This window comes from Sphaerisporangium corydalis (genome assembly GCF_025506355.1).
In the GTDB taxonomy this organism is placed as follows: Bacteria; Actinomycetota; Actinomycetes; order Streptosporangiales; family Streptosporangiaceae; genus Sphaerisporangium; species Sphaerisporangium corydalis.
In genome coordinates this window covers 41579-53881 of record NZ_JANZYP010000033.1, presented here as the reverse complement: position 1 = coordinate 53881, position 12303 = coordinate 41579, and the positions used below count along the sequence as shown (strand labels likewise).

Below are 12303 nucleotides of genomic sequence, written 5' to 3'. Positions count from 1 at the left end.
CATGACCCGGCTTTCGATCCTCGACCTGGCCCCCATCGTGTCCGGCGCGACCGCGCGCGAGGCGCTGCGCGACACCATCGACCTGGCCCGGCACGCCGACGACGCCGGCTACCACCGCTACTGGCTGGCCGAGCACCACCTCACCCCGGGCGTCGCCAGCTCGGCGCCGGCGGTGCTCATCGGCGCGGTGGCCGCGGCGACCGAGCGGATCAGGGTCGGCTCGGGGGCCGTGCAGCTCGGCCACCAGACCGCGCTCGGCGTGGTCGAGCAGTTCGGCACCCTGGAGGCGCTGCACCCGGGGCGGATCGACCTCGGCCTCGGCCGCTCCGGCCAGCGCGCCAAGGAGCTGCGCTCCGCCGCCTCCGCGCCACCGCCGCCGCCGGTCGGGTCGCGTGTCGTGGACGGCCTGCTGATCCCGCCCCCGTTCTCGTTCGCCTCGATCGCCGGTTCCCCGCTGTTCAAGCTGTACGCGTCGCTGCTGCAGCAACCCGGCGCGGAGTCGCCCGACTTCGCCGACCAGGTGGACGACATCCGGGCCCTGCTGGCGGGCACGTACCGCTCCGCCGAGGGGTACGAGGCGCACGCCCAGCCCGGCGAGGGCGCCGACGTGGAGCTGTGGATCCTCGGCAGCAGCGGCGGCCAGAGCGCCCAGGTCGCCGGCGAGCGCGGGCTGCCGTTCGCCGCGAACTACCACGTCAGCCCGTCCAGCGTGCTGGAGGCGGTGGAGGGGTACCGCGACGCGTTCAAGCCGTCGGACACGCTCGCCGCGCCGCACGTCATGGTGTCGGCGGACGTGGTCGTGGCCGCCACCGACGAGGAGGCCCGCCGGATCGCCGAGCCGTACGGGCTGTGGGTGCGCAGCATCCGCAGCGGCGCCGGGGCGATGGCCTACCCCTCGCCGCGGGAGGCCGCCGCGCACGCCTGGAGCGACGAGGACCGCGCGCTGGTCGCCGACCGGCTCGACACCCGGTTCGTCGGGACCCCCGAGGCGGTGGCGGACCGGCTCAGGGTCCTGCGCGACGCCACCGGGGCCGACGAGCTGCTGGTCACGACCATCACGCACGACCACGCCGACCGCGTACGCTCCCAGGACCTGCTCGCCGAGGTGTGGCTGGGCTGACACGCGGACCGGCCGGAGCGCGGGCGCCGCTATGCGATGATCGGCCGGCGCCCGTCCTCGGGCACGCCGTCCCCGGGATCGCCGTCCCCGGTCACGTCTCCGGGATCGCCGTCCCCGGTCCCGCCGTCCTCGGCCAGCAGGGCCCGTACGTCGTCGGCCTCGGGCAGGTCGCGGCGCTGGAAGATCTCCAGGGCCTCGGTCAGGCACGCCCGCGCCCGGCCGGCCCGGCCGAGGAGGGCGAGCGCCTGGCCAAGGGCGACAAGCGCCTTGCCCTCGACCCATTCGTGGCCCACCTCCGCCATGACCGCCAGCGCGTCCTCCGCGCGGTCGGCGGCCGCGGCGGGCCGCCCGAGCACGAGGTGGGTCTCGGCCATCCGCAGCAGCGTCACGCCCTCCCAGAGGCGCTGCTTGAGCACGCGGTACTCCGCGAGGACCTCGGTGAACCGCGACAGCGCCTCCTGCGGGCGCCCGGCGTCCCGCAGCACGACGGCCGACTGGTACAGGACGTCGTGGTCCATCCTGCCGCCCAGCTCGCGGGTGATGCGGGTGGCCCGTTCGACGGCCTCCACCGCCTCGCCGGTCTCACCGGCCGCCACGAGCTCCATCGCCAGGTTGCCCAGCCCGGTGGCCTCCAGCTTGCGGTCGCCGATCTCGCGCCAGATCTCGTTCGCCTCGCGGTACAGGGCGATCGCCCCGGCGTTGTCCCTGCGGCTGGACACCGCCATGGCCAGCAGGTTGAGGCTCGCCCCGTACTTGGCCATGTCGCCCTCGGCCAGGCTGAGGTCCCGGGCGGCGGTGCCGTCCTCGATCGCCCCGTCAGGTGACCACAGCAGCGCCACCCGCACCTCGCCGCGCATGCACCGCGCGTGCGCCTCGGCACGGCGGTCGCCCCGGGCCGCCGCCGCGTCGATGATCGCGCCCACCACCTGCTCCAGGCGTCCGGGGTCGGTCTCGGCGCCGAACCCGTCGGAGAGCATGTCGAGCAGCCGCACCAGGTCCAGCAGCGGCGCACCCGGCGTCCGCGCCGCCTGGAGCACGCAGCCCAGCAGGCCGGGGACCTCGCCGTCGGCCCACGCGACCGCCGCGTCCAGGTCGGCGAACGACAGCCCGGGATGCGCGGGGCTGACCGCGTCGGCCAGCCGCTTGCCCGGGTAGGCGAGGCGGAAGCCCGTCGCGACGGTGGCGAGGTAGAAGTCCAGCAGCCGGAACAGAGCCGCCCGCGTGACGTCCTCGCCGGCCGGCCGGGACCTGGCGAAGATCTTGAGCAGGTCGTGGTACCGGTACCGCCCCTGCGCGGGGGACTCCAGCATGCTGACGTCCACCAGCGTCTCGCAGACGTCCTCCGCGTCCGCCTCGTCCAGCCCGAGCACGGCCGCCGCCGCGCTCAGCGACGACTCGGGCGCGTCGGGCACCGCCAGCAGCCGGAACGCCGACGCGTGCGCGGCGTCGAGCTGGTCGTACCCGAGGGCGAAGGTGGCCTCCACGGCCAGGTCGTCCACGCGCAGCTCGGCCAGGCGCCGCCGCTCGTCGGCCATGCGGTCGCGCATCCGGGCCAGGCTCCAGGCCGGGCGCGCCGCCAGCCGCGCGGCCACGATCCTGATCGCCAGCGGCAGGTACCCGCACGCGGCGGCCAGCTCGCCCGCCGCCTCCGGCTCGGCGGCCACCCGTTCCCGGCCGGCCACCTTGGCCAGCAGCGCCACGGCCTCGTCGTGACCCAGCACGCCCAGGTCGACCTGCCGGGCCCCGGACAGGCCGATCATCTTGGCGCGGCCGGTCGCCAGCACCGCGCACCCGGCCGTCCCGGGCAGCAGCGGGCGAAGCTGTGCCGGGTTCGCCGCGTTGTCCAGCACCACCAGCACCCGCCGCTCGGCGAGGACCGAGCGGTACAGCGCCGCCCGTTCCGCCGGCTCGTCGGGGATGTCCGAGGCCTCGACCCCGAGTGAGCGCAGGAACGAGCCGAGCACGGCCTCCGGCGCCAGGGGCTGGGCGCTCGTCCCCCGCAGGTCCACGAAGAGCTGCCCGCCGGGGTAGTCAGGGGCGAGGCGGTGCGCCACGTGCACGGCCAGGGCCGTCTTGCCCATGCCGCCCGCGCCCGCCACCGCCGAGATCACCAGCGCCGAGGCGTCCCCGGACCGCAGGCCCGCCGCGATCCGCTGGATCTCCGGCTCCCTGCCGGTGAAGTCGGTGAGGTCGGCCGGTAGCTGCCGGGGCACCGGCGCCGTGGCCTGGACCGGTGCAGCCGCCTGCCCCACGCCGAGGGCGGGGTCGGCGGTGATGATCCGCTGGTAGAGCTCGGCCAGCTCGGGGGACGGGCCGACGCCGAGGTCCTCGGCGAGCAGCCGCCGGGTGTCGGTGTAGACCCCGATCGCCTCGGCCTGCCGCCCCGACCGGTACAGCGCGAGCATCAGCAGCCCGCACACCTGTTCCCTGGCCGGATGCTCGGCGCACAACGCGGTCAGCTCGGCGACCGCGTCGGCGTGCCGGCCCTGCTCCACGTCCTCGGCCAGCCGGCGTTCCAGCACCGCCAGCCGCCGCTGCTCCAGCCGGACCCGCCGCCCCTCGGCGTACCGCCCCTCCAGCCCGGCCAGCGGCTCCCCGTGCCACAACGCCAGCGCCTCGCCGTACCGGCCCGCCGCCGCCAGCTCCTCCATCACCGCGAGGTCGCTCTCGCCGCCGGCCAGGGCGTACCCGCCGCCCGCCGACTCCACCGCCTCCGCGCCCAGCGCCGAACGCAGCCGCGAGACGTACGTGCGCAACGTGCTCATCGCCGTACGGGGACGATCATCCGACCACACCGCGTCCAGCAGCGGCTCATGGCCGACCACCCGGCCTTCGGCCAGCACCAGCACCGCCAGCACCAGCCGCTGCTGCGGCGACCCCAGCTCCACCTCGGCGCCGTCCCGCCACGCCCGCACCGGCCCGAGGATCGAGAAGCGCAGCCCGTGGTCACTCATCCGGGACCTTCATCATGATCCGCGATCCTAGGGCAGACCCGACGGCGCCCGCCGCCGGCCCAGAACGCCCGCCGCCGGCCCAGAACGGGGGAATGCCAGGGGACCGCCCTCGCAGGGCCCCTGGCATTCGCTCGGTGGAGGGGATGATCCCCTGGTGATCAGACGGTGGTGAGCGCCGCCTCCGCCTTCCGGACGGCCGGCAGGTCGAGGCTCACGGTGAAGGTCCTGGACAGGCCGCTCGTCGTCAGCAGCCGGCGGAGCAGTCGCGTCGGGGCGAGCAGGCGGAGCGTCCCGCCGCGGCGCATGGCCATGCGCCTGATGAAGATCAGGACGGCCAGGCCACTGGCGTCCATGAAGGTGACGGCGGAGAGGTCGACCAGCAGCCGCCGCCCCGGCCGGTCCAGCGCCGCCAGCAGGTGCTCACGGAACTCGTGCGTCGTGAAGATGTTCACGTCCCCGGCCACACTGCATACGGTCCAGTCGGAGTTGACGCGGGTCGACAGGTCCATGAGGACCTCCAATCGGTTGACGCGGCCGGCGACCCTCCGGACGATGCGAACGTCCGTCGGGCGGGGGCCACGTCGAGGTGCGGGGCCGTTGGCGGCCCTGCGACGATCTTCAAAGCCAGGCGATCTTCAAAGCCAGGCGGGCGGATCAACGCCTGAACGATGGGGCCTGGCTCAAGTCAATCGTGCTCGGACGCCGCGGGAAACGACCGATCTGAGAAACGGCCATCACCGTGGGTGATGATCCGTAGCCGGGAGGTCGGCGGACTCCTCGGCGGTCTGTAGCCATCCTAGCCGGTCAGCCAGCTGCCTGGCACTCTCGATCACCGCCGCGACGTGCGCGGACGGGTCTCCGTACCGCCACAGCAGGGACCACGGATACTGCGGAACCGGCTCGATCAGCGGCTTCCACACGGTTCCCGGCCGGTTGGAGGTGCGCGAGGAGGAGGGGACGCACATCACACAGCGTCCCTGGAGCACGAGGTCGGCCGCCGCGCGGTTGCTGTCGACCGTTCCCTCGTAGATCGTGGGCGCGAACCCCACCGACCGGCAAAGTTCGATGACGAACTGGTTGAACTCCGGGGTCCGTGACTCCTCGCCCAGCAGCAGGGTCTCCCGGGCGAGCGAGATGACGGGAACGCCGTCATGGGCGGCCAGGCGGTGGTTCTGCGGGACCAGCACGCCGAGCGCGTCGAGGCGGACCAGCTCGGAGGCCACCCCCTGCGGGGTCAGGGACGCCCGCCCGATCCCGATGTCCAGCCGGCCGTCGGCGAGCTGCTGGTACTGGTCGGGTGTGCCGATCTCCACCTGGTGGATCGTGAGCCCCGGATTCCGCTGCTGGACCGACCGCAGGATCTGCGGCATCGAGTCGTATCCGGCGTCGATGATGCCCGCACGCAGGGTGGGGCCGGAGACGGCGGCGGTGCGCGCCGCCTGGGTGGCCCGGCCGATGTGGTCGAGGATCTGGCGCGCCTCCACCAGGAACGCGGCGCCCGCCGGGGTCAGCTCGACGTGGTGGGTGCTCCGGTCCAGCAGCCGCACTTCGAGTTCGCGTTCCAGCCGCTGGACCTGCTGGCTCAGCGCGGACTGCACGATGTGCTCACGCGCGGCGGCCCGGCCGAAATGCAGCTCTTCGGCCAGGGTCACGAAGTAACGGAGTTGCCGCAGTTCCATCCGTCACCCCCTTCCGGCTGGGAGCGCCGATGTGGACCGTCTCCCCCCCACGATACGCGCAGAGACCGCGCCCTGGACGGTACCCGGATACCTAACACTGAGGCCGTTCTGAGGTGATGACCCCAGAAGGCGCATCGTCTCTTGACGGCGGAAGATCGCGGCTGCAAAGTCTGGTATAGGCGGCCGCCGATCAGCACACATCTCCCCCGGCTTCACGTTTCGCGAGGATGTGCCATGACGCTCACCGACGCCCCCGGCAGTCACTCCCTCCCCTCCAGTCCATCCCTGCCACGCCACCGTGGCCGTCTCGTCGTGCTCAGCGTGATCGCCGGCGCGGTCGCCGCCGCGCTGTGGTCGTTCCGCTTCGTCGACAGCGTGATCGGCGACAACGTCGCCAACACCCTGCTCGGGTACGACGCCAAGGGCACCGCCATCAGCGGGGTCGTCGCGGGCGCGGTGTTCGCCTTCGTGTCCGGCCTGGCCGGGACGTTCACGGCCTGCAACGTCGCCGCCTTCGGCGCGGTGGTGCCGCTGGTGCGCGAGGGTGACTCATGGCGCGACCGCCTCCGCGAGACCGTGCGCCCGCTCAGCAGGCTCGCGATCGGCATGATCGTGGTCAGCGGGGTGTACGGCGCCGTCGGGGCCCTGTTCGGTGACCGGTTACCCCAGTTGTCGACCGCGACCGTGGGCGACGGGCTGCCCGTCCGGCTGATCCAGGCCAGCGTGGTCTTCGGGATCATCGGGCTGGCGTTCATCTGGCTCGGCCTGGCCTCGATCCGGCTGCTGCCCGACCCGCTGGCCAGGCTGGAGCGCCGGTTCCCGAACGCCCGCCTGGTCGTCCTCGGCGCGCTGGTCGGCGGCTTCCTCATCGGCCGGCCGTTCCCGCTGTTCCACAAGCTGTTCTCCTACGCCGCCGAGACCCACAACCCCCTGTACGGCGCGGCGGTGTTCATTCTTCAGTCGCTCGGCAACATCGTGGTGATGGCGGTGCTGTTCGCCGCCCTCATGCTGGTGGCCAGGGGACGGTTCGCGCGGTGGATGACGGCCAAGCCGAGCCGGATGGTGACGGTGACCGCGGTCGCCTTCATCGTCGCGGGCACCTTCACCTTCCTCTACTGGGACGTGCGGCTCCCGGCGATGTTCGGTTACGGCTGGTACCCCACCGCGTCCTGGTAGCCGTCACGAAGCGACCGGGCGCATCGCCTCCATGAGGGTGGCCAGGGGCACGCGGGCGAAGCCGATCCGGGCGTCACTGGCCCCGTACGGCAGCCACAGGGCGCCCGCGTGCGCCAGGCCACCACAGGAGTACAGGACGTTCGGGACATAGCCCTCGCGTTCGCCGTCATCGGGCGTGAGGAGGGTGGAAGGGAGTTCGGCGATCACACGGTGCGGCTCGTCCAGGTCGAGCAGCATGGCGCCGATGGCGTAGCGGCGCATCGGGCCGACACCGTGGGTCAGCACCAGCCAGCCGTGCTCGGTCTCCACAGGGGACCCGCAGTTGCCGACCTGGATCAGCTCCCAGCCGGCCCGAGGGGCGTGCAGCAGGACCGGCCGCCGCCACCTGTTGCCCGCGTCGAGCGAGGTCAGACCGATGGTCTCCCCGTCGGAACGGCACAGCGCGAGCCGGCGCCCGCCGACCGGGCGGGGGAACAGCGCCATGCCCTTGTTCGCGGCGGCCGGCCCGCGAAGCGGGGTGACCTCGAAACGCAGCAGGTCGTCGCTGCCGAGCACGCACGAGCGGATGTGACGGCCGTCGTAGGCGGTGTAGGTCGCCCGGTAGGCGGACGCGCCGTCCTCCTTGAGGGTCCGTACGAACCGGGCGTCCTCCATCCCGTTGCTCTCCGCGGCGGTGGCCGGCCACAGCACCCGCCGGGCCAAGGGGACGCCGGCCGGGAACTCCACGGCGTAGTCGGAGCTGATCGCGCGGCGCAGTTCCTCCAGCGTCCGCTGCGTGGTGGTCCGGGTGAGCAGGTCGGCCGGGAGTTCGGCGACCGCCTGCTCGAAGTCGTCGTCCTCGAACCGCTCGGGCAGGGACCCGAGCACCGTGGCCGAGACCTCGTCGTCCCAGCCCTCGTCGGCGAACCCGGCCGCAAGGAGGTCCCGCCGGTGGCGGGTGCCGCGCCGCAGGCCCACCGCCAGCGGCCCCGAGCGGTCGTCCACCGTGAGGCCGTCGCCGGGTCCGAGCAGGGCGGTGGCGAAACCGATCGACGACAGGTGCCCCTCACCGATCTGCCGCAGGCTGATCACGACGCGGAGCTGCCCGGGGGTCAGGCCGGACTGGTCGGGGTGGGGGACCATCGACGGGTTGCACAGCGCGGCGGCCTCCACCGCGTACTCGTGGCTGAAGTACGCGCCGACCAGGAGCCGGGCGGCCGGCGGCAGGTCGACGTGGCGCGGGACCCGGTGGCGGACCAGGTCGTAGTGGTGCAGGAAGGTCGCCTCCAGGTCGTGGTGCCGGTCGCCGAACCTCCGCACCGTCTCCGCCAGCATCGCGCCGGTCTCGTGGGGGTCCATGAGCGTGATGCGGTCGATCAGCCCGGCGGCGCGGGTGCGGGCCACGGCCGCGTCCTCGCCGGGGACGAACAGCTTGATGATCACCCTTCGCGGGTCGGGGGCGAGCGTCACGTCCAGCCGGTCGGCCAGGTCCCTGGTGGTCACGACAGGGTCGCCGCGTGCTGCATGGTCGAGATGAGGGCGAGGGTGGACTCCGCGCCCTGGTTGAGGTTCGGGCCGTGGTCGGTCAGGCCGTCGTAGCCGCCGCCGGTCTCGTGGTCCCACATGGGGACGTCCTGGTCGTTGGCGCCGTCGAACCACGCCACCGCCCGCAGCACGCCCTCGCGCCAGCGCGGGTCGCCGGTGACGGCGGACGCGGTGGCGCAGGCGTCGGCCAGCGCCGCCACCTCGATGGGCTGCTGGTCGTGGTGCCCGCGCGCGATGTGCTGGCGCCATCCGGCCACGGGGACGACCGACAGCCGCTTGTCCACGGTCTGGATGTCGACCAGCCACTCCAGCATGCGCAGACCTCGGCTGACCAGGGAGCGGTCACCGCCCAGGTCTCCGGCGGCGATGACCACCTCGGCCAGGGCGGCGTTGGCGTAGGTGAGCCGTGACTGCGGCCAGGGCCACCGAGGGTCCTCGGCGGGGACGCCGACCGCCGTCGCGGCGTCCGCCAGCAGGCGGGCGGCGGCGGTCCTGCCGGGGTCGGCGCGCAGGACCTCCGCGGCGCCCAGCCCGGCGAACACCATGGCGCGCGGATGCGGCGACCGCCGCGTGGCACCGAGCGTGAAGGCGTGCAGCGCCTCCTGGCGGATCCACGAGGCGGGGCCGCGCGCGGCGGCGGTGCCGAGGCCCCACATCGCCCGGCCCCACCAGTCGCCGGTCGACGCGGCGTCGGCCCAGCGCCGGTCGTGGCCGAGCCTGTTCCTGAAGGAGCCGGTGGCGTCCTGGGCGTGGGAGAGGAAGGCGAGGTAGCACTCCGCGAGCCGGACCACCTCCGGCGCGGGAGAGGGTTCGCGGCTGGTGACGACGAGCCCCCTGGCCACGTCGTCGGTGCAGTAGCCGTGCCTGCGGCGGGGGATGGCGTGCCGGGCGTGTTCGAACAGGCCGGTGTCGTCGCTCAGCCGGACCAGGTGCCGGAACCCGGGGACACCGGGGCTCACGGCATCGCCGCGACCACGGCGGGCGGCCGGTCGGCGAGCAGGAACCGGGCCACTTCCTCGTATCGGGCCGCCACGGCGGGCCACAGCAGGGCCGGGACCAGGGCGGGCGTCCGGCCGGCCAGGTCGTTGGCGAGACCGGGCTCGGTGAGGATGCGGCGCACGGCGAGCGCGAGCGCCGCGGGGTCGGCGTGCGGGACGAGCAGGCCGGGCCCGCCGGTGAGCAGCTCGACGGCATGGGGGAAGGAGGTGGCGACGATCGGGATGCCGGCGGCCACGGCCTCGATCAGCACGCCGGAGGTCACCTGCTCCGGTGAGTCGTACGGGAGCACGACGACGTCCGCCGAGCGGATCAGCCGGCTCAGCGAGGCGTCGTCGCGGTAGACCGGGTCGTACCGGACCGAGGGCGCGACGCCGAGCTTGGTGCCGATGCGGTGCAGGCGGTTGCGGTAGGCCTCGCCGTGGTGCTCCAGCACCTTCGGGTGCGTCTTCCCGGCGACGGTGTAGGTGGGCGGCGGGGTGAGGTCGCCGAGCAGGGCCAGGGCGCGCAACGCCCACTCGATGCCCTTGCCGGGGCCGATGAGGCCCCAGGTGAGCAGGTGGGGACGCAGGCGGCGCTGGGCAGGGACGCGGGCGTGGTCGGCGGCCCCGTGCGGGATGACCGACACCTTGCCGCCGTCGACGTGGTAGCCGGCGAGCAGCCGGTCGCGGGCGGTGCCGGTCATGGTGACCACCGCTCCCGCGGCGGCGACGATCTGCTCGAGCAACCTGCGCTGCCGGGGGGTGGGCCGGGTCAGCACGGTGTGCAGGACCACGACGCTCGGCACGGTGAGCCGGCGCAGCAGCGGCAGTACGTCCTGGCCGTCCGGGCCCGGGTAGATGCCGTATTCGTGCTGGACGACGGCGACGTCGAACTGGTCGAGGGCGTCGGCGGCGGCCTTCCAGCCGTCCGGCCGGTCGGGTCCCCAGGTGTGCACGACGCCGGGCACGGGCCGCTCGTCGTCCCCTTCGGAGACGACGCGGACGATGCCGCCGCGCATGCCGCCCCTGGTGAGATGGGAGGCCAGGGCGGAGTTGAAGGTGGCGAGACCGCATTGGGTGGGCGGATGGGTACTGAGGAAGCCGTATGTACGGGCCAACTGGGATGCCTTCCGGTCATCGGCCGATCCGGATGGGATTCGGGCCTCACGCGGTGAAGACGTCCATCGGCCAGCGTGTGTGGCGGATGGAGGTGAGCCGGTCGCCTGGCCGTCCTGGGCGGCCCTGGCTCGTCGCGATCCTGCGGTGGCAGGTCTACGCTTCTTTGACACTACAGGGCTCATGTCCGCCCATTCCGGTCGAGCCGGAACGGGCGGACGGGAGCGTCATCCCACCGGCGTCCGGACCGGCTCGGCTTCGCCGGCCTCGCCGCCGGCCGGCCGGCGGCGTCGTTCCACCCGCTCGGGGTCGGGCCAGTGGACGTCGGTGGCCCAGCCCAGCCGCTCGAACATCCCGATCAGCCCGGCGGAGACGTCGGTCTCGTGACGGCCGAGACCGTGCCTGGCACAGGCGGGATCACTGTGGTGGCCGTTGTGCCAGCTCTCCCCGAACGACGGGAGCGCCAGGGGCCACAGGTTGGTGGCCCGGTCATGGCGGCGGGTGGTGAAGGGCCGGTCGCCCACCACGTGGCAGAGCGAGTTGACGCTCCAGGTGATGTGCTGGAGCAGGAAGACCCTGATCAGCCCGGCCCACAGGAAGGCGGTGAACCCCGCGTAGAGGCTGCCGCCGATCACCCAACCTGCGGCGAACGGCAGGACCAGCGAGACCGCGCACAGGGCCGGGAAGGCACCGGCTACCCGCGTCATCGCCGGGTCGGCGAGCAGGTCGGGCGCGAAGCGGGCGGCGGGGGTGGGGTCGTTGCGGAACATCCACCCCAGGTGGGAGTGGGCCAGGCCGCGCAGCTGCCCGCGCAGGCCGGTGCCGTAGCGGTAGGGGGAGTGCGGGTCGCCGGGACGGTCGGTGTAAGCGTGGTGGCGGCGGTGGGTGGCCACCCAGTCGACGACGTTGCCCTCGAAGCTCATCGAGCCGGCCACCGCGAGCGCCACCCGCAGCCACGGACGGGCCTTGAAGGACCCGTGGGTGAGCAGCCGGTGGAAGCCGACCGTGACCCCGAACCCCGTGACCACGTAGAACACCAGTGCCATGACCAGGTCGGTGACCGTCACGCCACGGCCCCACGCGAGCCAGACGGCGACGCCGACCGCCACCAGCGGCAGCACGACGATCGCCCCCGTCAGCCACACCTGCAGGGCGCTCGGTGGCTCCTCGGTTTCTTCTCGCGCCCCCGGGAAAGCGGACACACCGTCGTAGCCTTGTTCTGTCGTCCGTTCGGATACGGCCATGAAGTCCTCCTGGGTCGTGACGATCCGGCCCGGGGTCAAACCGGCCGGCCGTGGACGTAGCACCATCGCCACGGCGGCTCGGAGTTGAGCCTGGCGGCCACCGGGTGATCGCTCTCCTCGTAGTGCTCCCGGGCGTGACAGCCGGGCGAGTCGTTGGAACAGGCCACCCAGCCGCAGGTCAGGCAGGCCATCAGCGCGGTCCAGTCCAGGCCGAGTACCAGGCACTGCTTGCATTCCGGCGCGCCGGGCCCGGCGACGGAGACCGCGGAGACGTGACCGCAGCGCGGCGTCTGCCCGTTCAGGCTGCCAATGCGCGTGGTCACGTCCACGACTTCAGGGATCGGGACCATATTTCGCCCCCCACGTCGACAGCGGCGCAAGTTGCACCGACTGCACCTCCCCAGTTCACGCGAAAAACGGCCCGGCGGAAAGGACCGATCCGAGCAAGCCTCATCAGTGGATCCGATGGCCGCCCCGCACGCTCCGCTGCCGAAGACTAAAACATCCTTGACA

10 protein-coding genes are annotated in these 12303 nt (G+C 73.3%); 2 read left to right on the top strand and 8 right to left on the bottom strand.

What is annotated here, in order from left to right:
- The first annotated feature begins 1 nt into the window (after window position 1).
- Window positions 2-1120: an LLM class flavin-dependent oxidoreductase gene (locus NYZ98_RS22390; protein ID WP_262844817.1), complete on the top strand. Its 1119-nt coding sequence runs from the start codon at window positions 2-4 to the stop codon at window positions 1118-1120.
- Between the two features lie 29 nt (window positions 1121-1149).
- Here NYZ98_RS22390 and NYZ98_RS22385 read toward each other — a convergent pair whose 3' ends face one another.
- The 3 genes from NYZ98_RS22385 to NYZ98_RS22375 form a co-directional block, all read right to left on the bottom strand.
- Window positions 1150-4074: an AfsR/SARP family transcriptional regulator gene (locus tag NYZ98_RS22385; RefSeq protein WP_262844816.1), complete on the bottom strand. Its 2925-nt coding sequence runs from the start codon at window positions 4072-4074 to the stop codon at window positions 1150-1152.
- A gap of 158 nt (window positions 4075-4232) precedes the next feature.
- Window positions 4233-4583: an STAS domain-containing protein gene (locus NYZ98_RS22380; RefSeq protein WP_262844815.1), complete on the bottom strand. Its 351-nt coding sequence runs from the start codon at window positions 4581-4583 to the stop codon at window positions 4233-4235.
- A gap of 225 nt (window positions 4584-4808) precedes the next feature.
- Complete coding sequence (locus NYZ98_RS22375) at window positions 4809-5753, bottom strand: LysR family transcriptional regulator (RefSeq protein WP_262844814.1); 945 nt, start codon at window positions 5751-5753, stop codon at window positions 4809-4811.
- Window positions 5754-5987: 234 nt separating this feature from the next.
- Between NYZ98_RS22375 and NYZ98_RS22370 the strand changes: the two genes are divergently transcribed.
- The gene (locus NYZ98_RS22370; RefSeq protein WP_262844813.1) at window positions 5988-6929 is read left to right on the top strand and encodes an urease accessory protein UreH domain-containing protein; all 942 of its coding nucleotides are present in this window, start codon (window positions 5988-5990) and stop codon (window positions 6927-6929) included.
- Window positions 6930-6932: 3 nt separating this feature from the next.
- Here NYZ98_RS22370 and NYZ98_RS22365 read toward each other — a convergent pair whose 3' ends face one another.
- The 5 genes from NYZ98_RS22365 to NYZ98_RS22345 form a co-directional block, all read right to left on the bottom strand.
- Window positions 6933-8411 carry a glycoside hydrolase family 130 protein gene (locus NYZ98_RS22365; RefSeq protein WP_262844812.1) on the bottom strand — a complete coding sequence of 493 codons (1479 nt, stop codon included), beginning with the start codon at window positions 8409-8411 and terminating at the stop codon, window positions 6933-6935.
- Window positions 8408-9412 (bottom strand): glycosyltransferase, encoded by a 1005-nt coding sequence (locus tag NYZ98_RS22360; protein ID WP_262844811.1) that lies wholly within the window; start codon window positions 9410-9412, stop codon window positions 8408-8410. Before NYZ98_RS22360 ends, NYZ98_RS22365 begins: the two co-directional genes overlap by 4 nt.
- Window positions 9409-10548 (bottom strand): glycosyltransferase, encoded by a 1140-nt coding sequence (locus NYZ98_RS22355; protein WP_262844810.1) that lies wholly within the window; start codon window positions 10546-10548, stop codon window positions 9409-9411. The genes NYZ98_RS22360 and NYZ98_RS22355 overlap by 4 nt, the downstream gene beginning before the upstream one ends.
- 225 nt (window positions 10549-10773) lie before the next feature.
- A complete protein-coding gene (locus NYZ98_RS22350; RefSeq protein WP_262844809.1) occupies window positions 10774-11790 on the bottom strand; it encodes an acyl-CoA desaturase in 1017 nt (338 codons plus the stop codon).
- 35 nt (window positions 11791-11825) lie between these two features.
- Window positions 11826-12113 carry a UBP-type zinc finger domain-containing protein gene (locus tag NYZ98_RS22345; RefSeq protein WP_262844808.1) on the bottom strand — a complete coding sequence of 96 codons (288 nt, stop codon included), beginning with the start codon at window positions 12111-12113 and terminating at the stop codon, window positions 11826-11828.
- Window positions 12114-12303: the final 190 nt, after the last annotated feature.

Coding starts and splice junctions, on each gene's coding strand:
- NYZ98_RS22390 (WP_262844817.1), top strand. CDS start 2: ATGACCCGGCTTTCGATCCTCGACCTGGCCCCCATCGTGTCCGGCGCG.
- NYZ98_RS22385 (WP_262844816.1), bottom strand. CDS start 4,074: ATGAGTGACCACGGGCTGCGCTTCTCGATCCTCGGGCCGGTGCGGGCG.
- NYZ98_RS22380 (WP_262844815.1), bottom strand. CDS start 4,583: ATGGACCTGTCGACCCGCGTCAACTCCGACTGGACCGTATGCAGTGTG.
- NYZ98_RS22375 (WP_262844814.1), bottom strand. CDS start 5,753: ATGGAACTGCGGCAACTCCGTTACTTCGTGACCCTGGCCGAAGAGCTG.
- NYZ98_RS22370 (WP_262844813.1), top strand. CDS start 5,988: ATGACGCTCACCGACGCCCCCGGCAGTCACTCCCTCCCCTCCAGTCCA.
- NYZ98_RS22350 (WP_262844809.1), bottom strand. CDS start 11,790: ATGGCCGTATCCGAACGGACGACAGAACAAGGCTACGACGGTGTGTCC.